At 61.5% G+C, this 26,920-nt stretch carries 25 protein-coding genes; 17 read left to right on the top strand and 8 right to left on the bottom strand.

All coding sequences use genetic code 11. From position 1 onward, the window contains the following. Positions 1-17 precede the first annotated feature (17 nt). From F8237_RS26485 to F8237_RS26470, 4 genes are all read left to right on the top strand, one after another. On the top strand, positions 18-911 hold the full coding sequence (locus tag F8237_RS26485) for a branched-chain amino acid ABC transporter permease (RefSeq protein WP_027545085.1): 894 nt from the start codon (positions 18-20) through the stop codon (positions 909-911). Positions 912-914: 3 nt separating this feature from the next. After that, positions 915-1,988 (top strand): branched-chain amino acid ABC transporter permease, encoded by a 1,074-nt coding sequence (locus F8237_RS26480; RefSeq protein ID WP_151649179.1) that lies wholly within the window; start codon positions 915-917, stop codon positions 1,986-1,988. 43 nt (positions 1,989-2,031) lie between these two features. Then, positions 2,032-3,315 carry an ABC transporter substrate-binding protein gene (locus F8237_RS26475; RefSeq protein ID WP_151649178.1) on the top strand — a complete coding sequence of 428 codons (1,284 nt, stop codon included), beginning with the start codon at positions 2,032-2,034 and terminating at the stop codon, positions 3,313-3,315. Positions 3,316-3,457: 142 nt separating this feature from the next. Then, on the top strand, positions 3,458-4,297 hold the full coding sequence (locus F8237_RS26470; RefSeq protein WP_151649177.1) for an ABC transporter ATP-binding protein: 840 nt from the start codon (positions 3,458-3,460) through the stop codon (positions 4,295-4,297). On the opposite strand, the gene F8237_RS26465 is transcribed toward F8237_RS26470, so the two are convergent. Beyond that, entirely contained in the window at positions 4,294-5,448 is a 1,155-nt protein-coding gene (locus F8237_RS26465) for an AGE family epimerase/isomerase (RefSeq protein WP_162006223.1), read from the bottom strand. The two genes, F8237_RS26470 and F8237_RS26465, sit on opposite strands and share 4 nt — an antisense overlap. 86 nt (positions 5,449-5,534) lie before the next feature. On the opposite strand from F8237_RS26465, the gene F8237_RS26460 reads away from it, so the two are divergent. Next, positions 5,535-6,758 carry a phenylacetate--CoA ligase family protein gene (locus F8237_RS26460; RefSeq protein ID WP_151649176.1) on the top strand — a complete coding sequence of 408 codons (1,224 nt, stop codon included), beginning with the start codon at positions 5,535-5,537 and terminating at the stop codon, positions 6,756-6,758. A gap of 67 nt (positions 6,759-6,825) precedes the next feature. On the opposite strand, the gene fcl is transcribed toward F8237_RS26460, so the two are convergent. From fcl to F8237_RS26445, 3 genes are all read right to left on the bottom strand, one after another. Then, positions 6,826-7,770, bottom strand: a complete 945-nt coding sequence (fcl, locus tag F8237_RS26455) for a GDP-L-fucose synthase (protein ID WP_151649175.1) — start codon at positions 7,768-7,770, stop codon at positions 6,826-6,828. Next, entirely contained in the window at positions 7,751-8,821 is a 1,071-nt protein-coding gene (gmd, locus tag F8237_RS26450) for a GDP-mannose 4,6-dehydratase (RefSeq protein WP_151649174.1), read from the bottom strand. Before gmd ends, fcl begins: the two co-directional genes overlap by 20 nt. Before the next feature lie 85 nt (positions 8,822-8,906). Next, positions 8,907-9,785, bottom strand: coding sequence for an FkbM family methyltransferase (locus tag F8237_RS26445; protein WP_162006222.1), 879 nt, complete (start codon positions 9,783-9,785; stop codon positions 8,907-8,909). A 94-nt stretch (positions 9,786-9,879) separates the two neighbouring features. Here F8237_RS26445 and F8237_RS26440 point away from each other — a divergent pair, with 94 nt between their 5' ends. From F8237_RS26440 to F8237_RS26425, 4 genes are all read left to right on the top strand, one after another. Continuing rightward, a complete protein-coding gene (locus tag F8237_RS26440) occupies positions 9,880-11,505 on the top strand; it encodes a hypothetical protein (protein WP_151649172.1) in 1,626 nt (541 codons plus the stop codon). A gap of 30 nt (positions 11,506-11,535) precedes the next feature. Continuing rightward, positions 11,536-12,999: a bifunctional class I SAM-dependent methyltransferase/glycosyltransferase family 2 protein gene (locus tag F8237_RS26435; protein WP_151649171.1), complete on the top strand. Its 1,464-nt coding sequence runs from the start codon at positions 11,536-11,538 to the stop codon at positions 12,997-12,999. Between the two features lie 120 nt (positions 13,000-13,119). Beyond that, positions 13,120-13,629, top strand: coding sequence for a D-glycero-alpha-D-manno-heptose-1,7-bisphosphate 7-phosphatase (locus tag F8237_RS26430; RefSeq protein WP_167527490.1), 510 nt, complete (start codon positions 13,120-13,122; stop codon positions 13,627-13,629). 4 nt (positions 13,630-13,633) lie between these two features. Then, positions 13,634-14,845 carry a glycosyltransferase family 4 protein gene (locus tag F8237_RS26425; protein WP_151649169.1) on the top strand — a complete coding sequence of 404 codons (1,212 nt, stop codon included), beginning with the start codon at positions 13,634-13,636 and terminating at the stop codon, positions 14,843-14,845. Here F8237_RS26425 and F8237_RS26420 read toward each other — a convergent pair. From F8237_RS26420 to F8237_RS26410, 3 genes are read right to left on the bottom strand one after another with little or no spacing between them, the layout of a single operon-like run. Further along, complete coding sequence (locus tag F8237_RS26420) at positions 14,842-15,939, bottom strand: DegT/DnrJ/EryC1/StrS family aminotransferase (protein WP_151649168.1); 1,098 nt, start codon at positions 15,937-15,939, stop codon at positions 14,842-14,844. The genes F8237_RS26425 and F8237_RS26420 overlap by 4 nt on opposite strands. A gap of 12 nt (positions 15,940-15,951) precedes the next feature. Continuing rightward, the gene (locus F8237_RS26415; RefSeq protein WP_151649167.1) at positions 15,952-16,422 is read right to left on the bottom strand and encodes an acyltransferase; all 471 of its coding nucleotides are present in this window, start codon (positions 16,420-16,422) and stop codon (positions 15,952-15,954) included. Next, entirely contained in the window at positions 16,419-17,480 is a 1,062-nt protein-coding gene (locus F8237_RS26410; protein WP_151649166.1) for a Gfo/Idh/MocA family protein, read from the bottom strand. The genes F8237_RS26415 and F8237_RS26410 overlap by 4 nt, the downstream gene beginning before the upstream one ends. Before the next feature lie 279 nt (positions 17,481-17,759). On the opposite strand from F8237_RS26410, the gene F8237_RS26405 reads away from it, so the two are divergent. The 8 genes from F8237_RS26405 (at position 17,760) to F8237_RS26370 (ending at position 25,257) form a co-directional block, all read left to right on the top strand. Beyond that, positions 17,760-19,112: a hypothetical protein gene (locus F8237_RS26405; RefSeq protein WP_151649165.1), complete on the top strand. Its 1,353-nt coding sequence runs from the start codon at positions 17,760-17,762 to the stop codon at positions 19,110-19,112. Further along, positions 19,096-19,710: a hypothetical protein gene (locus tag F8237_RS26400; protein WP_151649164.1), complete on the top strand. Its 615-nt coding sequence runs from the start codon at positions 19,096-19,098 to the stop codon at positions 19,708-19,710. Before F8237_RS26405 ends, F8237_RS26400 begins: the two co-directional genes overlap by 17 nt. 8 nt (positions 19,711-19,718) lie before the next feature. After that, positions 19,719-20,423: a hypothetical protein gene (locus F8237_RS26395; protein WP_151649163.1), complete on the top strand. Its 705-nt coding sequence runs from the start codon at positions 19,719-19,721 to the stop codon at positions 20,421-20,423. 5 nt (positions 20,424-20,428) lie between these two features. Further along, on the top strand, positions 20,429-21,604 hold the full coding sequence (locus tag F8237_RS26390) for a CgeB family protein (protein ID WP_151649162.1): 1,176 nt from the start codon (positions 20,429-20,431) through the stop codon (positions 21,602-21,604). A 119-nt stretch (positions 21,605-21,723) separates the two neighbouring features. Then, entirely contained in the window at positions 21,724-22,170 is a 447-nt protein-coding gene (locus tag F8237_RS26385) for a cupin domain-containing protein (protein ID WP_151649161.1), read from the top strand. Then, positions 22,167-23,285 (top strand): DegT/DnrJ/EryC1/StrS family aminotransferase, encoded by a 1,119-nt coding sequence (locus F8237_RS26380; RefSeq protein ID WP_151649160.1) that lies wholly within the window; start codon positions 22,167-22,169, stop codon positions 23,283-23,285. The genes F8237_RS26385 and F8237_RS26380 overlap by 4 nt, the downstream gene beginning before the upstream one ends. Further along, positions 23,282-24,049: a class I SAM-dependent DNA methyltransferase gene (locus tag F8237_RS26375; protein ID WP_151649159.1), complete on the top strand. Its 768-nt coding sequence runs from the start codon at positions 23,282-23,284 to the stop codon at positions 24,047-24,049. Before F8237_RS26380 ends, F8237_RS26375 begins: the two co-directional genes overlap by 4 nt. Beyond that, on the top strand, positions 24,046-25,257 hold the full coding sequence (locus F8237_RS26370; RefSeq protein WP_151649158.1) for a glycosyltransferase: 1,212 nt from the start codon (positions 24,046-24,048) through the stop codon (positions 25,255-25,257). Before F8237_RS26375 ends, F8237_RS26370 begins: the two co-directional genes overlap by 4 nt. Positions 25,258-25,322: 65 nt before the next feature. Here the strand turns inward: F8237_RS26370 and F8237_RS26365 are convergent, their stop codons facing one another. Beyond that, complete coding sequence (locus F8237_RS26365) at positions 25,323-26,888, bottom strand: MATE family efflux transporter (RefSeq protein WP_151649157.1); 1,566 nt, start codon at positions 26,886-26,888, stop codon at positions 25,323-25,325. Between the last annotated feature and the right edge of the window lie 32 nt (positions 26,889-26,920).

The following is a 26,920-nucleotide window of genomic DNA, read 5'->3' as shown; positions in this document are numbered from 1 at the left end:
CGAAAGGTCCACCATACATGAACACCGCCTTCCTCATCCAGCTCCTGGTCAACGGCCTCGTCGTCGGCACGCTCTATGGCGTGGTCGCGATGTCGTTCGTGCTGATCTACAAGGCGACGCAGGTCGTCAATTTCGCGCAAGGTGAGTTGCTGCTGGTCGGCGCCTGGGTGTGCTGGGCGCTGCTCGCCAAATATCAGGTGCCGTTCTGGATCGGCATGCCGATGACGCTGGTGTTCATGTTCGTGTTCGGCATCGCGATCCAGGTGCTGATCCTGCGGCCGATGATCGGCGAGCCGATCATTTCGGTGATCATGGTGACGATCGGCCTCTCGACCGTGCTGCAGGCAACGTTGAAATGGATGTTCGGCGTCAACCCGCAGCCGTTCCCTCGCGTGTTCGAGAGCCAGTCGGTCAGCCTGTTCGGGCTCCAGATCCAGACCGTCTATGTCATGAGCCTCGTGGTCTCGGTCGCGATGATGATCGGCATGGCCTGGTTCTTCCGGGCTTCGAAGTACGGCCTTGCGATGCGCGCCACCGCGTTCAACCAGCAGGTGGCGCAATCGCTCGGCATTTCCGTGAAGAGCGTGTTCGCGATGGCCTGGGCGATCTCCGCGACGGTGTCGGCGGTCGCAGGTGTCGTGGTTGCGGTCGTCAACGGCGTGTCCTCGGGCCTTGCCGCCTACGGCATCAAGGTGTTTCCGGCGGCGATCCTCGGCGGGCTCGACTCCGTCGGCGGCGCCGTGCTCGGCGGCATCATCATCGGGCTCCTGGAAAACATCGCGCAATATGTCGACAGCGAGTATCTGCACTGGGGCAATCTCTACGAGATCGCGCCGTTCTACGTCCTCATCATCGTGCTGATGATCAAGCCCTACGGCCTGTTCGGCACCCACGACATCGAGCGGATCTGATCCATGGCCGGCCCTGCTCTCATCCCTGCTGGTGATTTCCGCACCTCTTATGCGGCCGACACCACGATCTTCCCGACCACGACCAGCCGCAATTTCGCGATCGCCGGCGTGTTGGCGCTGTGCCTCGTGCCGCAACTCCTCGGCGGCTACTGGCTCAGCATCCTGATCCAGATCGGCATCTTCTCGATCGCTGCGCTCGGGCTGAACATCCTGGTCGGCTTCACCGGCCAGATCTCGATCGGGCATGCCGCCTTCTTCCTGCTCGGCGCCTTTACCTCGGCCTACATCTCCAACAAGACGCAGATCCCGGTGTTCTTCGCGATTCCGCTCGCCGGCATGGTGACCGCGTTCGTCGGGCTGATCTTCGGCATTCCGGCGGCGCGGCTGAAGGGGCTGTATCTCGTCATCGCCACGCTCGCCGCGCAATACATCCTGCTCGACTTCTTCTCCCGCGCCGAGTGGTTCACCGGCGGCTCGGTGCCGGCCAGCGCCAATCCGTTCTCGATCTTCGGCTACGTGCTGCGAGGCGACCGCCAGTATTTCTACGTTGTCTTGGCCTATGTGGTCGCGAGCTACATCCTCGTCACCAATCTGATGCGCACCCGCGACGGCCGCGCGCTGGTGGCGATCCGCGACCACTATCTCTCCGCCGAGATCATGGGCATCAACCTCACCAAGTACCGCACGTTGTCGTTCGGTTTGGCCGCCTTCTTTGCCGGCATCGCCGGTGCACTCTACGCGCACTACCAGCTCGTGGTGTCGCAGGAGGGTTTCGGCATCGAGCGGTCGATCCTGTTCCTCGCCATGATCATCATCGGCGGCACGGGCTCGATCATGGGCACGCTGATGGGCACCGCGTTCGTCGTGCTGTTGCCCGAGTCGATGGAGCTTCTCAGCGCTTATCTGAAGGGCGGCGCGATCGACAAGGCGCTCGGGCTCAACAACAACCTCACCTTCCTGCGCGAGATTGCGATCGGGGTGATCATCATCGCATTCCTGATGTTCGAGCCCGACGGGCTCGCGCATCGCTGGCGACAGATCAAGACCTACTGGAAACTCTACCCGTTCTCGCATTGAGCGCGGGCTGCTTCACTTCAACAAAAAAACAGGAGGAACGACCATGAAAATGAAATCTCTTTTGAGCACGGCGTCGCTCGCGCTCTCGATCGCCGCCTTTTCGGCCAGCGCGCAGGCGCAGATCGCACTCGGTCATCTGGAGGATCGCTCCGGTGGCACCTCCGACGTCGGCACTCCCTACGGCCAGGCCGTCGCCGACACCTTTGCCTGGGTCAACAAGAACGGCGGCGTCGGCGGCAAGCAGCTCAATGTCGACACCAACGACTACGGCTACCAGGTTCCCAAGGCCATCGCGCTTTACAAGAAATGGTCGGCGCCCGACAGCAAGGTCGCGGCGATCATGGGCTGGGGCACGGCGGATACCGAGGCGCTGACCGGCTTCCTCGCCCAGGACAAGATTCCCGACATGTCCGGCTCCTATGCCGCCGCGCTGACCGATCCGGAAGGCATCAGCGGCAAAGCCAAACCCGCGCCCTATAATTTCTTCTACGGCCCGAGCTATTCGGACTCGCTGCGCGCGATGCTGATCTGGGCGGCCGAGGACTGGAAGGCCAAGGGCAAGTCCGGCAAGCCGAAATTCGTCCACATGGGCGCCAACCATCCCTATCCCAACGCGCCGAAGGCTGCCGGCGAAGCGATGGCGCAGGAGCTCGGCTTCGAGGTGTTGCCGCCGCTGGTGTTTGCGCTCGCGCCGGGTGACTACAGCGCGCAGTGCCTGAGCCTGAAATCCTCAGGCGCCAACTACGCCTATCTCGGCAACACCGCCGCATCCAACATCTCCGTGATGAAGGCCTGCAAGACCGCCGGCGCCGAGGTGCAGTTCCTCGGCAACGTCTGGGGCATGGACGAGAACGCCGCCAAGACGGCCGGCGATGCAGCCAATGGCGTGATCTTCCCGCTGCGCACGGCGGTGAGCTGGGGCGGCGACGCGCCCGGCATGAAGACGGTGATGGAAATCTCCAAGATGTCCGACCCCACCGGCAAGGTCTATCGCCCGGTGCACTACATCGCCGCCGTCTGCTCGGCACTCTACATGAAGGAAGCGATCGACTGGGCCGCCAAGAACGGGGGCGCCACCGGCGAGAACGTCCGCAAGGGATTCTACCAGAAGAAGGATTGGGTCCCGGCCGGCATGGAAGGCGTCTGCAATCCCTCGACCTGGACCGACAAGGACCACCGCGGCACACTGAAGGTCGACCTCTATCGCACCAAGATATCAGGTGCGACCGACGGCGACCTCAACGACCTCATGGCCAAGGGCACGATCAAGCTCGAGAAGGTCAAGACCGTCGAGCTGCCGCGCAAGCCGGAACTGCTGGGCTGGTGAGCCCGGTTCTCACCACACCCACACTGTCATCCCCCGCGAAGGCGGGGGATCCAGTACGCCGCGGCTTCTCCGTGAACCTCCGGCGTCTCTGGAATACTGGGTCGCCCGGTCAAGCCGGGCGACGACAGCGGAGTAATGAAGCATGACCGAGACCGCCGAAGCAGCCCGTCCCTCCCCCACCGCCGTCCCGGCGCCGCCTCTCCTCGCCGTGCGCAACATCGAGGTCGTCTATGACGACGTCATCCTGGTGCTGCGCGGGCTCAGCCTCGACGTGCCCAAGGGCGCGATCGTGGCGCTGCTCGGCGCCAACGGTGCCGGCAAATCGACGACACTGAAGGCGATCTCGGGGCTACTCAAGACCGAAGACGGCGAGGTCACGCGCGGCGAGATCCTGTTCGAGGGCGAACGCATCAACGGCATCGATCCCGACAAGATCGTCCGCCGCGGCATCTTCCAGGTGATGGAGGGTCGGCGCATCGTCTCCGACATGACGTCGCTGGAGAACCTCAAGCTCGGCGCCTTCACCCGCAGGGACCGCGAGGTCGATGCCGATCTCGACATGGTCTTCACCTATTTCCCGCGTCTGAAGGAGCGCACCGGCCTTGCCGGTTATCTCTCCGGCGGCGAGCAGCAGATGCTCGCGATCGGCCGTGCGCTGATGGCGCGGCCGAAGATGATCCTGATGGATGAGCCGTCGATGGGCCTGTCGCCGCTGCTTGTGAAAGAGGTGTTCTCGATCATCCAGAAGATCAACCGTGACCTCGGCGTCACCATCCTGCTGGTCGAGCAGAACGCGCGCGCCGCACTGTCGGTGGCGCGCCACGGCTACATCATGGAGCAGGGCAAGGTCGTGCTCGACGGCACCGCGGACGAACTCCGCGACAACGAGGACGTCAAGGAATTCTACCTCGGCGGCGCCGGCGACCAGCGCAAGAGCTTCAAGAACCTCAAGAGCTTCAAGCGGCGCAAGCGCTGGCTTTAATTCTCAAGCACCTGCTCCGCTTCCGTGACTGCACAGAGAACATGATAGAACGACGACGCAGGAATGGTGTCGACCAGCGAGTTGCCGTCGCGATCGAACTGGTCGTACCAGCCGCCCCGCACGGGATGGCTGAGATAATGCCGTTCGAGCCGCACCAGGGCCGCGCGCGCCTCGTCCGCCGCTCCCGCCTCGCCGGATTCGGCCTGCGCGATCCACGCCTTCGCCATCTCGGTCTGCGGCCACAGCCGGCGCGTGCTGCGGCGGATGTTGCCGGCAGCATCGCCCTCGTCGACGAGGCAGCCGGTCGCCTCGTCGCGATAGCGCAATGCGGTCGCCAGCAGCTCGGCGCGCCGCTGCCCGGTCGGGCAACCCGTGATGCGTTCAAACCCCTTCAGAAGCCAGACCCATTCGGCCTGATGGCCGGGCTCGACGCTGACCGGCTCGATCTTGGACCAGTCCTCCTCGAAATACTCCGTCAGGATGCGCTTCTGCTTGTCGTAGAGATTGGCGAGAAACAGCGCGAAGAACTCGCCGGCACGGTTCTGGAACGAAAAATCGTGGGTTGCGTCGAAACACGCGATCATCGCCTCGAACAGATGCATGTGCGGGTTCTGACGGCGCGGCAGCGACACCGGCAGGCCTTCGTGGACGCCGCCATGCGGCGAACGCAGATGGCCGTCGAGGAAGGCGAGCAGCGCGTCGATCTCGGCGCGAACCTGCGCATCCTTGTCGAGCGTATAGACCGTCGCGAGCGCAAACAGGATGAAGGCGTGGTCATAGGCATCGCGCCGACCGTCCAGGACCGCACCATCCGGCGTCAGCTCGTGCACATAACCGGGCCGGCCGTCGGGCGCCTTCGCTCTTGCCAGCAGATGCTCCAGCCCCTTCAGCGCGATGCCGCGCCCCTCCGGGTACCAGCCCATCTGCGCCGCCTTGGCGTAACAGTAGATTTGCCGCGCCTGCACGAGCACGCGCCGTGGCGCGGCCATGTCAGCCGTGCCGTCGCGGTGCAGCCGGTCGACGAAGCCGCCCGCGTCCCGGTTCCAGCCGACGGTCGACCACAGCGGCAGCGCCTCGTCGATCATGCGGCGCTTCAGGCGTGCGACGACGTCCGCCGCCTCATCCGTCGCAATGATGCCATCGTCCGCCATCGCGTCCTCTCCGCGCCCCGACACTGGCCGTCTGATACCGATGCCAGCGGCGGCGTGCAACGGATGCCAACCCGGAAAGACCAGCCATGACTGCCCATTACGACACCCGCGAGACGCGCGAGCAGGCCGCGCGCGAGGCCGAGCTGTTCTCCCGCCTGCCGGAGGTGCTGCGCAGCGCGCTTGCCGCGCCGGCCTATGCGGAACGGCTCCAGGGCCTCGATCCGGCCGCAGTGACCTCCAGGGCGGCGCTGGCGGGCCTGCCGGTGCTGCGCAAGTCGGAACTGCCGGCCCTGCACAAGGCCTCCACGCCGTTCGGCGGCTTCGTGGCGGCAGCACCCGGGTCGTTCGCCCGCCTGTTCACCTCCCCCGGCCCGATCTTCGAGCCGGAGGGGCGGCAGGCCGATCCCTGGCGCGGCGCGCGGGCCCTTTTCGCGGCCGGGTTCCGTCCCGACGACATCGTGCTCAACACCTTCAGCTACCATCTTACTCCCGGCGGCTTCATCTTCGACGCCTCCGCGCGGGCACTTGGCTGCGCGGTGATCCCCGCCGGCCCCGGCAATACCGAGCAGCAATTCGAGCTGATCGAGGCCTACCGTCCGGTTGGCTATAGCGGCACGCCCGACTTCCTGAAGATCCTGCTCGACGCGGCAGCGACCGCTGGCCGCGATGTCTCCTCGATCAAGCGCGCGCTTGTCTCGGGGGCGGCCTTTCCGCCCTCGCTCCAGGCCGAGATCAAGGCACGTGGCATCGATGCCTACCAGGCCTTCGGCACCGCCGATCTGGGCCTCATCGCCTTCGAGACCGCAGCGCGCGACGGCATGGTCGTCAACGAGGATCTGATCATGGAGATCGTCAAGCCCGGCACGGGCGATCCTGTTGCGGAAGGCGACGTCGGCGAGATCGTCGTCACCTCGCTCGACCCGCATCATCCCTGGATTCGCCTTGCGCTCGGCGACCTCACCGCTGCGCTGCCCGGCCCGAGCCAATGCGGCCGCACCAACATGCGCATCAGGGGCTGGATGGGCCGCGCCGACCAGACCACCAAGGTCAAGGGCATGTTCGTCCGCCCCGAGCAGATCGCCGAGATCGGCAAGCGCCATTCCGCGCTCGGACGCCTGCGCCTCGTCGTCACGCGCCAGGGCGAGGCCGACGCGATGACGTTGAAAGCGGAGGCAGCCGCCGCAAGCGATGCCCTGCGTGAGGAGATCGCCGGCACCTTGCGCGCCGTGACCAAGCTCGGCGGCAATGTCGAGCTGGTCAGCCCGGGCGCGCTGCCAAACGACGGCAAGGTGATCGCCGACGAGCGGTAGCATGCCACGTCAGTGTTTGAGAATGTGATCGGACGGCCTTGAACCCGCTGCGAGCTCCCGCGCCGAACTATTCGATTGACTGTCGGTATGCCTCATAGGCGCGCCTCAAGCCGTCTTGCAGTGAGGTCGTGGCGCGCCAGCCGAGCTTTTCGAGGCGGCTGACGTCGAGCAGCTTGCGCGGCGTGCCGTCGGGACGCGAGCTGTCGAAATCGATCTTGCCGCTGTAACCGACGATCTCGGCCACGACACGCGCGAACTCGGCGATGGTGATGTCCTCGCCGGTGCCGATGTTGACCAGCTCCGCGCCGGAATAGGTCTTCATCAGGTGCACGCAGGCATCCGCCATGTCGTCGACATAGAGGAACTCGCGCCGCGGTGTGCCGGTGCCCCAGACCACGACGCTCCCGGCACCCGCGACCTTCGCCTCGTGGAAGCGGCGGATCAATGCTGCGACGACGTGGCTCAACTCGGGATGATAATTATCGCCGGGGCCGTAGAGATTGGTTGGCATCACGCTGATGAAGTCGCTGCCATATTGGCTGCGATAGGCCTCCGCCATCTTGATGCCGGCGATCTTTGCAATCGCGTAGGGCTCGTTGGTCGGCTCCAGCGGGCCTGATAGCACCGAGTCCTCGCGCAACGGCTGCGCCGCCAGCTTCGGATAGATGCAGGACGAGCCCAGGAACAGCAGCTTCTCGGTGCCGTTCTGATGCGCGGCCTGGATCACGTTCGCCGCAATGGCGATGTTCTCGTAGATGAACTCGGCGCGCAGCGTGTTGTTGGCGACGATGCCGCCGACCTTGGCGGCGGCCATGAACACGACCTGCGGCCGCACGCGTCCGAACCAGTCGAACACGGCAGCCTGGTTGCAGAGATCGACCTCGCGCCGGTCCACCGTGACGAGCTTCACGTCCTCCCGCGCCAGCCGGCGCACAATCGCGCTGCCGACCATGCCGCGATGGCCGGCGACGTAGACGCTCCTGCCCTTCAGCTCAAACGGTGCGCTTGCCACTGGCCGCGTCCCGCTTTGCCTCGGCCAGATCGCTCGCCATCATTTCCTGGACGAGCTCGGCGAACGTCCGCTTCGGCTTCCAGCCGAGCACCTCGCGCGCCTTGCTGGCATCGCCGACGAGAAGATCGACCTCGGTGGGGCGGAAATAGGTCGGATCGATCTTCACGACCGTCTTGCCGCTGTTGGTATCGATGCCGGTCTCCTCGACGCCCTTGCCGCGCCATTCGATGCGGCGGCCGACCTGTGCGAACGACAGTTCGACCATCTCGCGCACCGAGCGCGTCTCGCCGGTGGCGAGCACGAAATCGTCGGGCTTGTCGGCCTGCAGGATCATGTGCATGCCCTCGACGTAGTCGCGCGCATGGCCCCAATCGCGCTTGGCTTCGAGATTGCCGAGATAGATCGTGTTTTCCAGGCCGACCTCGATGCGGGCGACGCTGCGGGTGATCTTGCGCGTGACGAAGGTCTCGCCGCGGATCGGGCTCTCGTGGTTGAACAGGATGCCGTTGGCCGCGAACATGCCGTAGGCTTCGCGGTAGTTCACGGTGATCCAGTAGCCATAGAGCTTTGCGACGCCGTAAGGAGAGCGCGGATAGAACGGCGTGGTCTCCTTCTGCGGGATCTCCTGCACGAGGCCGTAGAGCTCGGAGGTCGAGGCCTGGTAGAACCGCGTCTCCTTCTCCATGCCGAGGATGCGGATCGCCTCCAGCAGCCTCAGTACGCCGATCGCGTCGGCATTGGCGGTGTATTCCGGGCTCTCGAAACTGACGGCGACGTGGCTCTGGGCGGCGAGATTGTAGATCTCGGTCGGCCTGATCTGCTGCACCAGGCGGATCAGATTGGTCGAGTCCGTCATGTCGCCGTAATGCATCAGGAACGGCACGTCCCCGACATGCGGATCCTGATAGAGATGATCGACCCGCGCGGTGTTGAACGAGGACGAGCGCCGCTTGATGCCGTGCACGACATAGCCGAGCGACAGCAGATGCTCGGCGAGATAGGCGCCGTCCTGGCCGGTCACGCCGGTGATGAGGGCAACACGTTTGGTCATGAAGAGACCCTGTTCCTATAAATCATCCCCAAAGATCGAAGGGGCCGACCAATCGAGCGCATGCACCCGCGGTGTTATCATTTGGCTATTCCTTGGACTTGTCGGTGTTTCCGGTCAAGCCCGGCACCCGCAGACCGGAACCTCGGAATGAGCTTCCTGCCTCCACATCTTCTTGTCCGGAGGACTTCCCATCCGCGTTCAGAAAAAGCACATCCACGTAGCCTAGCTTGGCGATTCGCGTCGCGATATCAGATTGACTTGCCGCCGTGCGCTTCCCGCCCTTTTCGAGCCAGAAGGCATCATACCCGAAGTCCTTCAAGTAGCAGAGTACATCCGCGACAGAGGCTCCAAATTTCCGAAGCCCATCCTCATCGAGCTCCACGAAAAGAGCCGGCCTCGCGTGCCGCAGAATGTCTGGTGCTCCGCGCAGGACGGACAATTCGGCGCCTTGGACATCGATCTTGATGAGGCTCGGCCTGCTGCGGCCCTTGTCCGACAACAAATCGTCCAAACGTACCGTGTCGATGGGAACGCCGGTGTCGTCCAGTGACAGCTTGTGGTCCCCGGGATGCTGCGGATTGATTTTGAGCATCGCCTTTCCTGACGTCTCCGCCGCAGCGACCTTCATTAGACGGGATCTCTCGATCATCCCCTCTCGCACAACTAACGACTGCAAGGCTTCGAAATTGCGGTCCTCCGGCTCTAGTAGGATGACCTCGCCTCGCGGGCCGACCCAGCTCGCAAAACGCAACGAGAAGAATCCGACGTTTGCCCCAACGTCAATAACGACGGATCCCTCCGGGACGAACCGTCTCAGCTCATCGACCGGCCCAGCTTCGAGACGCGACTTGTACACGGAGTAGAACGCGAGGAAAACGCGGCGGAAAAGTCTGGAATTGAAGCCGATCTGAGCGACCAGGCCGAACAACTTGACGGCGAAATCCCGCAATACTCGATGGAACATTGTTGCGCTAACCTCGCCAATCTCGGTAAAATCAATCCCAGAGCCAGCGCCGGCCCCAAACCCACGCTCAGCAGGCATCACACGGGATTACAAGTTGACGAAGTCCATCTCCGCCAGCCACGCGCTCATCCTGGCCAGTTTGTTTTTTCTGTTACCGCTGTCTTTGGCCTTTCTCTACCCGATCTCTTTCTGGCTCGGCAACGACTATGAACCTCTCGGCCTGGCAAATGCACTGAACCTCGCCTTTCGCCTCGGCCATCAGCACATGTATCGGGCATATGGACTGACGAACCATCCCGGTATTCCATTCTACTTCATGAGTTGGTCGGCCCTTGCGTTCAGCGGATATCCGTTCGCCTCCGGTACACTAGAGTTCTTCCACTCGGTCCTGGATCACATTCGTACCTACCAGTTGTCTGCTATCGCGCTGGCATCTCTGTTGGGCGCTTGCAGCGTCTACATGTTCGTTCGAATAAGCTCCCCGTTCGCAACCAAACCCATTATAATACTAGGACTCGCGCTCTGGTTGCTATCGACGCCAGCCACCATCACCGCCTTCCTCTCTCCGAGCAACGAGACCTTCGCTCTGCTCGTCAACGTACTATTCCTGTTTTGCCTACTCAGAATTGTCCGCGACGATCGCGGAACAGCTGGTACATTCGCGATTGCCGCCGCCGTCAGTTCACTCGCGTATTTGAACAAGCTGTCCTACATCTATGTGCCCGCCGCTCTCTGCGCGGCCATGTTCGCGCAGTATGCATTTCCGCTGAAGAGCGCGCCTCGGCTGTTAAGGGGCGGCTTGATTTTTAGCCTCACCTTTTTCGCGCTGATTGCCGCGGTAGGCTACTTGATCATCGGCTGGGCCGACTTCCGCACTCTTCTCCTATTTCATCGTAACGTTTTCCTCGGTTCAGGCCTCTACGGAGCCGGCAGCCAAACCGTGGTTAGCTCGGACGAGGTCTTGACGGCGTTTCGCGCAATCCCAACTGACAGGCCATTCGCGCTCCCCCTCGCTCTGATGGGCGGAGCAGGGCTTCTTCTGGTTGGAGGCGTCCTCCTCCTCAAGCGCCGACATCCACGTCCCGAGCTTACGATGGCCATCGGGTGCGGCGCTGCGACCGTGCTGTCCGCGCTGTTTGTCTTCAAACACTACAACCTTCACTATTCTGCTGGAGTTTCGGCCACGCTGCCGGGCTGCATGGTCGCGTACCATCTTCTGACGAGGGACCGCTTTCCGAGACACGCGTCGTTGGTCGCGACCCTCGCCTTGCTATTGGTGGCCGGCCCAGTTGTTTTGCGGCTACAGCACAGTCTGCGGAGCGGAGCGGAGAACACCAAAGCAGCAGCGCTCGATCACGACGAGATTCTCAAATTGACAGCCGGCCAGAAAAAGGTCGTAGACTTCGCCTACAGGGTGCCATTCCGTGAATACGGCGAAGGGTTTGTCGTGACTTACGCCGGCGTAGAGCCATTGACCAAAGCGTATGTAGGCGATAGGCGAGGGACGACCAATAGCCTCATCGAGGGCCTGGTCCAAGAGGACGTCGGGACCTACGTCATCGACAAGCGCTATTTTCGAACGGCGGACGCGGTCAAGACGGCCGCCAATGTGGATCTGCTTGGACCGAATCCTGTTCGGTATCAAAATGGCGACACACTGATCGAACTTCGCACGGTCTTTGTTCTAATGCGCCGGAACGATCAACAGGGCGCCCATTGATCACTGCCGCCCAATAGGAACCGCCTGATCATGCCCCCACGCTCCGTCGTCGAGCCAAAGCAGCCACCCAGCGCTCGGAAACTTGGCTTTCTGCGACACACCGAGGCGACAATCGACGAGCAGGCCCATTGGCGCTCGATCAATTCCGCCTACTATAACGAGGATCGCGCGTTCATGAGGTTCCTGATACCTCGCCGAAAGCGGGTGCTGGAACTTGGCTGTGGCCTCGGGGACTTGCTGGCGTCCCTCGAACCGAGCCACGGCGTTGGTTTGGATTTCAGCGCCGGCGCGATCGATCGTGCGAAATCTCAGTATCCCGATCTGGATTTCATAGTCGGCGACGTGGAGGATCCGGACACTTTGAGTTCGATCGAAGGTCCTTTCGACTACGTCGTGATCTCCGACACCATCGGCATGTTCGAGAAGATCGATGAGACCTTGCGAACGGTGCACCGGCTGTGCTCGCCGGAGACACGCCTGATCATTGCCTACTACTCCCACTTGTGGGAGCCCGTCCTCAAGATCGGCGAAATCTTCAAGTTGAAGAGCAAGCAACCACCGATCAACTATTTCGCAACCGCCGACTTTCTTAATCTGATGGACCTTGCGGACTTCGAGGTCATTCGACATGAGCAGCGACAACTGCTACCCCGCAAGCTTCTGGGGTTCGGCTCATTCGTCAATCGCTTCATCGCGCCACTGCCGGGCATCCGACGGCTCTGCCTGCGCACCTATCTCGTCGGGCGGCCGATTAGGCAATTCCCGGACCGCAAATTGTCGGCCAGCATCGTCGTCCCCTGCCGCAATGAGCGAGGGAACATCGAGAATGCAATAACGCGAATGCCCCGCTTCGGATCGCAGCAGGAGATCATCTTCGTCGAAGGCAATTCCGTGGACGGCACCTTCGAGGAGTGCGAACGCGTTCGCGACAAGTACAAGGGGGACTGGCAGATCAAGGTGGTGAAGCAGGAGGGCAAGGGCAAGGGCGACGCGGTCCGCAAAGGCTTCGCAAATGCCTCCGGGGACGTGCTCATGATCCTGGACGCGGATCTCACGATGCCGCCGGAGGAGCTTCCGAGATATCACGCGATCATCGAGACGGGGAAAGCCGATTTCGTCAATGGAACGCGCCTGGTCTATCCGATGGAAGACGAGGCGATGCGCCCGCTGAATTTTCTGGCGAACCGGACGTTCGCCTATATCTTCAGCTATCTCGTCAACACGCGTCTGACAGACACCCTTTGCGGCACCAAGGTCCTGCGCCGCGACAATTATGAGGCCTTGATCAAGGAGCGATCCTATTTCGGCGATTTCGATCCTTTCGGCGATTTCGATCTGATCTTCGGTGCGGCGAAGCAAAATCTCAAGATGATCGAGACTCCGGTCCACTACAAGGCGCGCACCTTCGGAGAGACGCAGATCTCGCGGTTTCGCGACGGCTGGCTTCTACTGAAGATGGTAGTTTTTGCCTATCGGAAACTGAAAGCGATCTGATGACCAACGCTGTTGCGCCGTGGGCGGATCGCACCACGCAGGTTCACCACAATGCAGTGCACTCAGCCTCAACGAAATTGGCATTGATCATGCTACTATTCTTGCGTGCCAGGTAGACTCGTGGACAGAAAGCCCGCAGTTTTTTTCGATCGCGACGGCGTCCTGAACGTTGACAGCGATTACCTGTTCGAGATCGACAAGTTCCTCTGGATCGACGGCGCGATCGAGGCGGTGAAGGCGGTCAATGATGCCGGTTATTTCGCCTTCGTGGTCACCAACCAGTCGGGCGTGGCCAGAGGGTTCTATCAAGAAGCCGACATCCTGCGTCTGCACGATTGGATGACGAGCCAACTGGCGGCCCATGGCGCACGGATCGATGCTTTTGAGTATTGCCCGTTTCATCCGGACGGACTGGTCGAGCGTTACCGCCTCGTCAGCGATCGGCGCAAGCCGCAACCCGGCATGATCGCAGACCTCCTGAAGAAGTTTCCCGTCGACGTGAGCAGGAGCTTCTTGGTCGGTGACCGGCCGTCCGACATGCAAGCGGCGCGCGCCGCCGGTCTGCCGGGTCACGCCTTTCCAGGCGGAAATCTGCGGGATTTCATCCTTCCGCTGCTGGCGAGCGGATAACGCCGTGGAGAAAGCACCCAGATTCATCCTCGCGACGGAGTTCTATCCGCCGGATTCGAGCACGACGGCGACCTATCTCGGCGCGATCGCCCATGCGATCGCCCTGGACATGAAGACGGTCGTTCTATCGGGAACGCCGGGCTCCGGGAGTCCGCCGGCGACCTGCAAGGGCATGCCAGATGTCGTCGAGATCGCGAACTGGAAACCACCCAAGCACGCGCTCGCCAGACGCCTCATCGCAAGCTCGGCGCTGGCCATGCGATTGTTCTGGGCTGTCTACCGTCGCGCACGGCCGGGCGACGTCGTCATGTCGGTCACGAGCCCCTTCACCCTGCCCTACGCGATCACGCTTGCCGCCAGACTGCGGCGCGCCAGGACGGCGCTTCTGATCTACGATCTCTATCCGGAAGCTCTGGTCGCCGCCGGCGTCGCCCGGCAGACGTCCCTCGTCGCACGCGCCCTTCGCCTCGCCAACGGCTGGCTCTTCAGGTCACTGGACGCGATCCTCGTCATCGGCCGTGACGTACCACCGCTGTTGCTGCGCTACCCGGGAGTGAATGCGGACAACATCCACTTCGTGCCGAACTGGACGCTGCTTCCGATCAGCTTCCGCGCGCCCGATGCCGGACATCACCTCAGGCGAGACCATCCATCGCAATTCCTCGCCGGTCTCTGCGGCAATCTCGGCTTCACGCACGCAGCTCGCACCGTCTTCGAAGCGGCACGGCTGTTGCGGCACGAGAACAGCATACATTTCGTGCTCTCTGGTTGGGGGGTCGGCTGGACCGAGTTGAAGTCCCTTCAGGCTGCGGAGAATTTGGAGAACGTCACCCTGTTGGAGCCCGTGCCCGAGGATCAGCTCGCCGAATTTCTCGCCGCGGCCGATGCCTGGATCATCCCCTACCGGCGCAACGTCGCCGGTGTCTCGATTCCAAGCCGCCTCTACAATTTTCTCGCCGTCGGGCGGGCCGTCATCGTCGGGACGGAGGCGAATTCAGAGGCCGGGCTTGCGGTCGCGGAAGAAGACATCGGCTGGGTCGTGCCTCCGGAGGATCCCGCCAGGCTGGCAAAGGCGATATCAGAGGCAGCGGCCGATCGCGCCGCGACGCTTGAACGAGGCCGGCAGGCAGCGGTCGCAGCGCTGAAATACACCGAGCAAGCCTCGACGCTGCGCTATCGGGACATCGTGCGGCGCTTGGGCGAGGACGACGGCTAGAAACTCCTGATCAGCCGAATGACCTCGTCCTGCTGCTCGCGCGTGATCTCCGCGAACATCGGCAGGGAGAGGATCTTGTTCTGATCGTCGAACGCCTTCGGGAATTGTTCGGGGCGATGCGCGAACCGCGCATAGGCGGGGAGCAGCGGCAGCGCTGTCGGGTAGTTGATTGCGGTCTGAACCCCGTTCTCGCCGAGATACGATGCGAGTGCATCGCGCTTCTTATGCTTGATCGTATAGAGATGGTAGACGTGGGTGCGGTCTGGCGCGACACGAGGCACCTCCACACCATCGAGCTGGTTGAGACCGGCATCGTAGACCGCAGCAGCATCCTGTCGCGCCTTGGTCCAGGCCTCCAGATGCTTCAGCTTGGCTGACAGGATCGCCGCCTGCATACCGTCCAGCCGGCTGTTGATGCCCTCGATCAGGTGCTTGTGCTTCACGAGGCCGCCGTGACGAGCAAGCATGGTCATGTGCTCGGCAAGCGCCGCGTCCTCGGTCACGACCGCGCCGGCATCGCCGAATGCTCCGAGATTCTTGCCCGGATAGAAAGAATAGGTCGCGGCCGCCCCGAAGGTTCCGACCGGCTGGCCCTTGTACCGCGCCAGATGCGCCTGGGCGCAGTCCTCGACGACCCAAAGACCGTGCTTGCGCGCGATCGCCATGATCGCGTCCATGTCCGCCGGTTGGCCGTAGAGATGCACCGGGATGATGCCGACGGTACGCGGCGTGATCGCCGCTTCGATCGCCGATGGATCGATCGTGAAAGTCTCGCCGTCGGTGTCGCAGAACACGACCTGCGCACCGGCATGCGTGATCATCGCGGACGTCGATATCCAGGAATGCGCCGTCGTGATGACCTCGTCGCCCGGCTTAACCTTGAGCGCCGCCATCGCGAGGTAGAGCGCATCGGTACCGTTCGCACAGGACACGCAGTGCTTGACGCTCGCCGCCTCCGCGAACTCCCGCTCGAAGGCGTCGACATACGGCCCGCGGATGTAAGCGCTGTCGCGGATGACCGCAGCGATTGCAGCGTCGATCTCATCCTTGATCGACTGATATTGGAGCCCGAGATCCGCGTAAGGTACCGGCATGAATGCTATTCCCTAGGTCTTGCCCTTGAGGCGGCGGGCAGGATTGCCGGCGTAGCTGCCGGGCTCGGTGATGTCCTTCGTAACCACGGAGCCTGCTCCGATCACGACGTCGTCGGCGATGGATACCGGCATGATGGTGGCGTTCGAACCGATCGACACCCGATTGCCGATCTTCGTGGCGCGCCACAATTCGCGGCGCCCGCGCGCCGGCCCGCCGGTGGAAAAAGTGTCGTTGATGAACATCACGCCGTGTCCGACGAAGCAATCCTCGCCGATCGACACCAACTCGCAGATGAAGGCATGCGATTGCACGCGGGTTCGCGCGCCGACGGTTGCACCGTTCTGGATCTCGGTGAAGGGGCCGACGAAGCAGTCGTCCGCGATCTCGCAGCCGTAGAGATTGCAGGGCTCGACCAGTTTGACGCGCTCACCAAATCTGACGTCGCGTACGGCGACCTGCTGCACCTGCGGCGTGCCGTTCACGAGATCACACCGAGCTTGCTCCGCCGCGGCTCGAAGCGAAGCGCGACTTCCTGCCCCGTCTCGATCGACTCGTAGAGCGCCGAGATCAGTTCGAGGCTCTTGCGGCCTTGCAGGCCGTCGACCAGCGCAGCACTCTGATGCAACAGGCAGTCGACGACGTGCTGATAGTAGGCCTGGTGCCCGAAGCCGTAGACGTTGGGCGGATTGACCGAGAACTTCTCGACGACGACCTTGTCGCTCGGCAACTCGTCGACGAAATTCCAGTGCCGGATCTGGTTGACCGCGAAGCCTGCGATCTCGACCGTGCCTTTCTCGCCGAGGATCGAAAGGGACCCCTCGAGGTCCTTCGGACGAACCGCCGTTGTCGCCTCGATGATACCGAGCGCGCCATTGCGGAATTTCAGCGTTGCCACCGCGGTGTCTTCGGTCTCGACCTTCACCAGGGCCGTCGTTGCGCGGGCATGGACGCTCACCACGTCCCCGAAGAACCATTCCAGCATGTCGATATGGTGGCTGGCCTGATTGGTCAGCACGCCGCCGTCATAAGCCCAGGTGCCGCGCCAGGCGTCCTGATCGTAATAGGCCTGGTCCCGGCACCAGCGCACGCGCACGGTGCCGAGGACGAGCCGGCCAAACCTGCCGGCGTCCAGTGCCTCGCGCGCCTTGACGACCGGAACGTTGAAGCGGTTCTGCTTGACGACAAACAGCTTCACGCCAGCTTCGTCGCAAGCGCGGATCATGTCGTCGGCGTCCTGCAACCGGAGCGCCATCGGCTTTTCGACAACGACGTGTTTTCCCGCCCGCGCACATGCGATGGCGTGCTGCGGATGCATGCCGCTCGGCGTCAGAACCGCGACAGCATCGATGTCCTTGCGCGCGAGCATCTCGTTCAGGTCCTCATAGGCGGGAACTCCGAACTTCGCCGCCAGCGCATCCGCGCGAGGTTTAACGTTGTCGCAAACGGCGACCAGGCTCGCTCGCTCGATGTGGTTGCCGCCAAGGAGTTCCGCATGGCGTTTCGCGATGCGCCCGCAGCCCAGCAAGCCGAATCTGATCATCCAGTCACCCTCGCGTGGCCCGCCATACCGAGCATTCAACAACGCCCTGAAGTTAAAGCCTATATTCGAAAATTTCCTTGTTGATCAAGCCAATAATGCGCTCGCCCGATGCTGCCGTGATCTTGGACCAAAGCGCGTTTCAAGCTGCTCTTACCGCCGTTCGAGGGGCAACCCGAAACCAGCATCCACGGCCGATCATGGTCCGGATCACGGTCTGTGGCTACATGCTGCCTTCCATGGTACGCAGCGCGCACCAGCGTACGGGACAGTAACCTGCCAATGAAAATCACCGAGGTTTCCGTATCACCCAGCGGCTTTCGATACTGGCTGCTCATTCTCGTCGTCTGCCATGTGGTAACTTCTTGTATCTCTTTGATTTTTGTTGCCGAATACTATCGACGACTGCTGCCCTTGGCAGAGAACAGCGCCTCTCACGTCTTGGACGCCGCAGTGACGGCCGCTCCATTTGCGCTGTTGTCGATCTTTTTCGCGATTCGCCCCTTCAATTTCGGCTACGCGATTGGCTTCTACCTCTTCACGCTGATCCTGGATTACCTCTGGCTTCTCGAGCTCTCGACTTTTCAATATGATCACCGCACGGCAGCAATTTCTGCGTTTGCTTCGGGAATCGCGTTTCTCGCCCCCACGCTGCTATTGAATCTTCCGGCTCGCCCCCCAAAGTTCGAATTGACCGGCGGGCAGTTCCTTATGCTCTTATTCGCCATCCTGGTGGTGTCGGGCGTCGTCCTGGCAATCGGAGCGTCCTACAACCGTCAATTCGTCAGCCCGCTCGATATCTATCAATATCGCGAGCAGATCGCGCTTCCGAGACCTCTCTCATACGCCATCGGGATCGTCTGTGGCGCTCTCTTGCCATTTGCATATGCCAGCTTTGTCCAGCTGAAACGATACGGATATGCAGCGCTGTGCTTGCTGCTTTTGGGGCTTTTTTATCCCGTCACGCTGACCAAGCTTGCGCTGCTCGCACCGGCCTGGCTGCTGTTTCTCACCCTGTTGTCGATCTATTTCGAGAGCCGTACCGCGATCATTCTCTCGCTATTGCTGCCCGTCCTGGTGGGGTTGCTGCTGGCCCTGCTGCACAAGCTCGCGCTCGTGCCGGAATATCCGTTCCTGGTGTATTTCGGAACGGTCAATTTTCGAATGATCGCAATGCCCGCAAGCGCGCTCGATTTCTACAATGACTTCTTTTCGACCCACGAACTCACCCGCTTTTGCCAGATCGGGCTGGTCAAACAGCTCCTGTCGTGCCCATATGAAGAACAGATCTCCGTCTATATGCAGGAGAGCTATCACCTCGGCTACTTCAATGCCTCACTGTTTGCGACCGAGGGCATTGCCTCGGTGGGCCTTCTGCTTGCTCCCCTCTCTGCCCTCGCATGCGGGCTTATAATCAGCCTTGCAAGCCGCGCGTCGGCTGGACTGCCCGAACGCTTTGTTCTGCTGTCGAGCGGACTGCAGCTCCATATTTTTCTGAACGTGCCCTTCACCGTCGCGCTCGCCACCAACGGCGCCGCCGTCCTGTTCTTTCTGTGGTACGTGACACCGAGCGTAGTATTGCGAAACGCAAGGTCCACGACCCTCCAGGGTCATATTGATGCAATTTTCCGATAACTCCGAGAAACTGCCGCTTAAGACAATTGCGCCCGCACTGCTTGCCGTTCACGCGATCTGTTGCTGCATCTCGTTCGTCATCGTCTTGCAGCTGTATGGATATCTGCACCTCTTTACCTGGAGCAGCAGCCGCATTTACGAAGCCGCACTTCTCTCACTTGCGATTGCCCCGTTTGCGATCGCCATGATCTTCGCAAAATTCAGCTTCGGCTACCTTCTCTCATTCTACCTGTACACCGTGGCGCTCGGCTACTTCTGGCTTACTCCCTTTTCCCAGCTCGACTACGACCACAGATTTCCCGTGATTTCGGTGATCGCTTCCACGGCAGCATTTCTCGCACCGATGCTCTTTCTAAAATGGCCGATCAAGACCAAGCCGGCTAGCTCGATAAGAAGCCTGCGCTGGCTCATCGCCGCCATCATCGTCGCGGCGCTGGCGATCATTGCGACGGGCTTCTTATACAATTTCAAGCTGATATGGCTATCGGACATCTATCAGTTCCGCGACGAGTTGAAGTTTCCGCCCCCCTCCAATACGCCATGGGAATCGCGCTGGGAGCCTTGCTGCCATTTGCCTTTGCATGCTGCGTTGAGATGAGAGCGCGCTTGCTGGCCGCGACAGTGCTGCTTCTCTGCGTCGCTCTCTATCCCGTGACCCTCACCAAAACGGCCCTGTTCGCGCCGGTTTGGCTTTGCTTCCTCTTGCTTGTCTCGACCTATCTTGAAGCCAGGATCGCGGTGATTGTATCATTGCTCGGACCTATTGCCGTCGGCCTTGTCCTGGCAGCGCTCTCCAGCGCAGGCTTGATCTCCGAGTCGCTTTTCGTGAACTATTTTGGAAACATCAACTTCCGAATGATCGCTTTTCCGTCGGTCGCGATCGACGTCTACAATGATTTTTTCTCGCGGCACGAGACTACGCATTTCTGCCAGATCTCCCTGATGAAATACTTGATGGCCTGCCCCTATGATGAGCAGCCTTGGCTCATCATCGCCAAGAGCTATCCAGTCGGAAATATGAACGCCTCCCTGCTCGCCACCGAAGGGATCGCCTCGGTAGGTAGCGCACTGGCACCAGCAAGCGCACTTTTAGCCGGACTGATCCTGTCGATCGGAAATCAGACGTCCAAAGGACTCCCACCCCGATTTGTCATCCTGTCGAGTGGAATCGTGACGCAAGCTTTCCTCAATGTTCCGCTTTCAATTCTGATGGTCACAAACGGCACCGCTCTTCTGTTCCTCCTGTGGTACTTCATACCGCGACAACCATTCGCTGAGGCTTCCAAAACGGGCTTCAAAGCAAGAGTCTGAGCTCCATGCGCGTGCTTATCCTGAATGCCGATTACCCCCGGTTTCTATCGTGGCTATACAGCCGCCATCCCGGATTGGAGGCAGGCAGTTACGCCGAACAAATGGCCGCGCGAAACACGAGCCTGTTCGGTGTGGCGGACTTCTACTCGCGCAATTTCGCGGCGCTGGGTCACCCGGCCGCCGACGTTCACGTCAACAATCTGTGGCTGCAATCCGCCTGGGCCCGTGAACATGGCATGACACTCGACACCGGGGCCGATCTCGGCGCGAGCCGAAAGCAGCGATTGCCGGGATGGCTCCAGCGCGCCATGGCGCCGTTGAAACCGGCCTTGAGGCCGTTGGCCCGACGTCTGGGTTTGAGTCCACAGCTCAGCGAACAGGCCGAGCGCGTTCTGCTCGCCCAGATCGAGGATTTCAGGCCGGATCTCGTCCTCAACCAGGACGTCTTCTATGTCACGACCAGCCTGGTGCGACGCATCAGGGACATGGGCGTGCGGTTCGTCATCGGACAGGTCGGCATTGAACCCACCAGAGGAGAAGACTGGCGCGCCTATGACCTGATGCTGTCGCAGTTGCCCCGGGTCGTCCGGGCGTTTCGGGCCGCCGATGTACGTGCGGAAGTCTCTCACCTTGCGTTCGAGCCGGCCGTCCTGGACGCGCTGCCAGCTCCACCCTCACCGGATGTCGACGTCTCGTTTGTTGGTTCCGTATCCGAAGATCACCGGGAGCGGATTGCGCTTCTGGAGTTCATTGCGGAGCGCCACGATCTCAAACTATGGGGCAATATTTCAAGCTCGCTTCCTGCGACCTCACCTCTCCGGCGATGCTTTCAAGGCGAAGTGTGGGGCTCGGAGATGTACCAAGTTCTCAGGCGTTCGCGGATCAACCTGAACTCGCATATCGACATCGCCGGGGACGAAGCGGGCAATATGCGGCTCTTCGAAGCTACGGGCGTCGGCGCTTTTCTTCTGACGGACTTCAAACAGAACTTGCACACTCTTTTCGAACCGGATCTGGACGTCGTTGCCTGGCAATCCCCCGAAGATTGTTCTGCGGCGATCGGGCGTTATCTCGGAGACGACAAATCGCGCGCGGCGATCGCCGCAAACGGACAGAAGCGGACGCTGGCGGATCACACGTTTCGCGGTCGCGTGCAGGATATTTTGCAGCTTGTTCAGTAGGCGCGGCAAGGTTCGAAAAACCCCGCGTTACTCCTTGACGATTCCTGGGAAAATGGCCAAAGTTGCCCAGAAATAACGCTAAGGCGTTGTAATACAATCAGAATTTTTGGAAAGCACCGATGGAACACGTCGAACATGTCCGATTCGGCGACCAGCTCTATGCGATCATCGTGCGCGCTTCGTTTCGCGAGCCGGGCATCCACTTCTTCTCGACACCTGAATTGTCGCAGCAACTCGCCTTCATGAGCCATCCTCAGGGCAAGAGCATCGCGCCGCATCGCCACAACAAGGTGACGCGCGAGGTGCACTACACGCAGGAGGTTCTCTTCATCCAGAAGGGGAAACTTCAAGTCGACTTTTACACGGTGGGCGAAGAATACCTCGAGAGCCGCGTGCTCGGTCCTGGCGACGTCATCCTGCTCTGCAGCGGCGCGCACGGCTTTCGCGTGCTCGAACCGATCGAAATGCTTGAAATCAAGCAAGGCCCCTACTCCGGCGAGAACGACAAGACGAGGTTCGAGGAAACAGCAGCTTCGGAAATACGAATCAAGGGTCCGGGCCTGTGACCTCGTTCATTCCAGTCAACACGCCCCTGCTGGACGGAAACGAGGCTGAATATCTCGCCGAATGCATCCGCACCGGCTGGATCTCCTCCGAGGGCCCGTTCATCAAGCGCTTCGAACAGGAGATGGCGCAGGTCGCGGGACGGCGCCACGGCATCGCCGTGACCAACGGTTCCGTCGCTCTCGACATTGCCGTGCACGCTCTCGGGCTCAAGCCCGGCGATGAGGTCATAATCCCGACTTTCACGATCATCAGCTGCGCCGCAGCCGTGGTTCGAGCTGGCCTCGTCCCGGTCGGAGTGGATTGCGATCCCGCCACTTGGAACATGACCGCCGAGGGCGTGGAAGCCGCGATCACGCCGCGCACGCGCGCGATCATGCTGGTTCACATCTACGGCCTGCCGGTCGATCTCGATCCGATCCTGACGCTCGCGCGCAAGCACGATCTGAAGATCGTCGAGGACGCTGCCGAAATGCACGGCCAGACCTATCGCGGTGCGCCTTGCGGCAGCTTCGGCGATGTCTCGACCTTCAGCTTTTACCCCAACAAGCACGTCACGACCGGTGAAGGCGGCATGATCCTCACCGACGACGACGCGCTGGCCGACCGCCTGCAGAGCTTTCGCAATCTCTGCTTCCAGCCGCAACAGCGCTTCGTTCATGAAGAGCTGGGGTGGAACGCGCGCATGACCAATTTGCAGGCCGCACTCGGGGTCGCACAGATCGAGCAGCTGCCGCGCACGGTCGAGCTCAAACGCAAGCTGGGCAGGCTATACGACGAACATCTCGAGGACGTGACCGGCATCCGCCGTCCCGTTGCCCGCACCAACTACGCCGACAACATCTACTGGGTCTACGCGATCGTCCTCGACGAAGACGTTGCATTCGACGCCAAGGAGGCGATGCGGCGCCTGGCCGAGAAGGGCATCGGCACGCGGCCGTTCTTCTGGTGCATGCACGAACAACCGGTGCTGCGCCGGATGGGATATATGCTGGACGAGTCCCATCCGCACGCCGAGCGCATCGCCCGCCGCGGCTTTTATTTGCCGAGCGGCCTTGCATTGACCGAAGCGGAAATCGCACGCTCGGCGCAAGCGCTCAAGGAGATTTTGGCGTGACCGTCTTCGCGGAATACGCGCCCTGGTACGATCTGCTGTACGAAGACAAGAGCTACGCTTCGGAGGTGGATTTCGTGACGACGCGCCTGCGCGACCACGGCGTTACATCGGGCAAGGTACTCGACCTCGGCTGCGGTACCGGGCTGCATGCGATCGAATTCGCACGGCGCGGCTGGAGCGTTGCCGGCATCGATCTCAGCCACGAAATGATCGCACGGGCAAAATCCAGGGCCGAGCAGGCAGGACTTGGCATTCCCTTCCGCCAGGGCGATGCCTGCGAAGCCGGACCGGAGCACGGCTTCGACGCCGTGGTGTCGCTGTTCCACGTCGCGAGCTACCAGAACGACCGCGAAAGGCTCGAGAAAATGTTCAGGACCGCTCACGCGGCACTGAAGCCCGGCGGCATATTCTTCTTCGACTATTGGTACGGCGGAGCCGTGCTCGCGCAGGGCGTCGAGACGCGCGTCAAGGAGATCGAGCGCCATCCGCTGCGGCTGACCCGGATCGCACAATCCGAGCACGACGAGGTCAACGCGACGGTCTTCGTGAACTACACGCTCTTCTGCGAGGACATCGATCGCGCCACGATCCGACGCGTCGACGAAACACATCTCATGCGCTACTGGTTTCCGTTCGAGATCGAGGCCTCGCTCCAGGCCAGCGGATTTCAACCGGACGGCAGCTACGCCTGGCTCTCGCAAGCCGCACCGAACTCGAAGAGCTGGGCCGCCTATTCGATCGCCAGAAAGAGACCCTCGCCGTGAGACCTTTGCGACTGGCCGTGATGCTGGAGCAAGCCCTCGAGGTCGGTGGGGGATTTCAGCAGCCGCTGAACGACGTGCTCTGGCTTCGCGACTGGGCGGCGAAGTCCGGCAACGAAGTCGTGGTCTACTCACCTTATCCGCAGACCCAGCGCATTCTGAAGGAGTTCGGCATCGAGGCACGGCTGCTGAAATTCAGCGTCCTCGATCATGCCTTCCTCTTTCTCAAATACTGCGGTCCATTCGATCTCGTGCAGATCGGATTGAAGCTCAAATCCCCGTTCGAACGCGCGCTGGTCCGAGACGGGATCGACGTCGTGCACTTCACCTCGACGTCTAAGCGGCACCTCCTGCTCTATCAGCTTCCCTTCGTCATCACGATCTTCGACGGCTGTCATCGTGATGCGCCGGAGTTTCCGGAAGTGCGTACGTTCGGCGAGTTCGAGCGGCGCGAGATCCTGTTCGGACTCGGAAGCAAGAAGGCGGTTCTCGTGGTGGTCAATGCGCCGGAGCTGGTCGAAGATCTGTCGCGGCGCTACGCCGTGGAGAGGTCGCGCATGGTGCAGATCCCGTTCTCGCCTTCGATCTATGTTGCCTCGTCCACCGACGACACCGCCGGCCGCGACGAGACGGTCCTCAAGAAATACGGGCTTGAACAGGACTATCTATTCTATCCGGCGCAGTTCTGGCTCCACAAGAACCACATCACGCTCCTGGCAGCCCTGGCCAGGCTCCGCGACCAGGGCCGGATCGAGCGACTCGTGCTTTGCGGGTCGGACCGCGGCGGACGCGACAAGATCAATGCCGCAATCGCGGCCTATGGCCTTGCGGATCAGGTCTCGATCCTCGGCTTCGTGGAATCCTCCGAACTCGGCGCCCTCTATCGCGGCGCTGCAGCGCTGGTCATGCCCAGCTACTTCGGACCAACCAACCTGCCACCACTGGAGGCCTGGGCGGTCGGAACGCCCGTCATCTATCCCGAGGCGTTCAAGGCGCAAGCCGGCGATGCCGCCATCCTGTTCGACTATGACGATCCAGCTTCGCTCGCCGACGCGCTCATCAGCCTTCGGACCGAGGGGACCCGGGAGCGTCTGTGCGAAGCGGGTGAACAGCGATTGAAGCAGCTCGCCAGGGAGACAGAGCTCGGCCGGGATCAATTCGCCGTGCAGATGGCACGGCTGAAGCACCGCCTCGCGCTCACACCGCGCTGACGTCGCAAACCAAACTACGCTCGGCCGCCTATCGCGTGCCCCCACGGGAATGGCGCTACCGGATTCTAAGCCGGTACAAAACCCAGCAGACGTTCACGGAACTTCGTCGACAGGAGTGGGCTCGCCAATAGGCCGACGGCGATCATCCATAAGACGCACTCGGCCACGAAGTGCTGTAGCCCGCTTCCCGGGACCAAGGCCGAGATCGTGGTCCCCAAAGCCCACCCTGTCAGAACGAATGTGCTCATGACCGCCGCGATGAACACCGTGTGCCGCAGCGGATGCTGTAATGTCTGTCGCATGATCACAGCACCGAGCAGTCCGAATTGAACCAGGACATCGCTGGCGACAATGGCGATCGCGGCTCCGAGCGGACCGAGCCTCGGTATCAGGACAAAGGACAGCACCAGGAAAACGACCAGTTGTAGCCCCTTGGTGCGGACCAGGAGATGGCCGCGGTTGCTGTGGCTCGCGTAAACGAGGGCGAGCAGAGAAGGCGCCGAGGCCACAGAGCCAAGCAGCAGAGTCAGGACGAGCGGTGCGTCGTAAGGAATGCTTCCATGCGTCCAAAGCGTGAAAAAATCTGACCAGAATGGCAGCAAGCCTGCGACAATCAGGCTGGCGAGTGCCGTGACGAACACCGATCCTTGCGCATAGAACCGGCGCAACCGCTCCTTGTCGCTGATCGCGTAGGAATGGCCGAGTTCGGCAACGACTGGCAGTAGCATCATGATACAAAATCCCCTGACCAGGCCCGCAATCACGCGGGTGAGGCCCCACTGCACGACCGCGACGCGGTCGACTACGAGGGCACTCACGAGCAGCACTGGCAGGTTCAGAAGCGTCAATTCGGTGATGTTGGCGATGGCGAACGGAAAAGCGAGGCGAAACTGCCCGGCGCGCCAACGCCAAGACTTGCGGCTCGGGACGCGGCGGAGGAATACAAACAATCGCGGGGCATCATGGAAGATCAGGAAGCCCATCAGCAGAAGCTGCGAAGCGACATAGGCGGTAGCTACTGCGACAAGACTTCCGAAGATGGCGATCGCGAGAATTTGGGCAATCTGGCCTAGAAGCAGGCTTGCGTTTTGCAACCAAACCATCCGGCCATATTCGCCGCGAACACGATAGAGGCCGGCCACGAGGCTGACGGGCAGAGAGAGCAGCATGCCCAACATCATCCCGATCATCGCGACATCGAAGCCATCAGTGGCACTAAACCCAAGCACGCGCGAGGGCGGCAGCAAAATCGCGCCTAAGACCAGCAACACGCTCCAACCGGCAATCGTGGGGAAATAGACCCCCAGCAGGCCTGCATAGAAACTCCCGGTTCTACCGTCCCGATCGCTGCTCGACCCGAACGCGAAGAATCGATTGATTGCGCGCAGCTGCAATCCGACGTCGGCGAGGATGATCAAATTGCCGGCGGCAAAGATGGCGAGCCAGGCGGCGAGCGTGTCGCTGCTCCAGAATTTCAGAAAGATCGGAACGAGGAGTATCTGCTGAGTCACTCCAAGAAGAATCTGCGCCACGTTCGCGGACCAACCACGGAACAGCCGCCGCGAACTGCCAGTGTCTGTCGGTTGAATTCGGCTGGGGTTGGCATCCGAGGCAGACGGTAGATCGCTCAACTCTGAACCTTTCCAAAACTGGCGGAACGGCC

Origin of the sequence: Bradyrhizobium betae, from assembly GCF_008932115.1 — a bacterium.
In the GTDB taxonomy this organism is placed as follows: domain Bacteria; phylum Pseudomonadota; class Alphaproteobacteria; order Rhizobiales; family Xanthobacteraceae; genus Bradyrhizobium; species Bradyrhizobium betae.
This window is presented reverse-complemented; position numbering and strand designations above follow the sequence as displayed.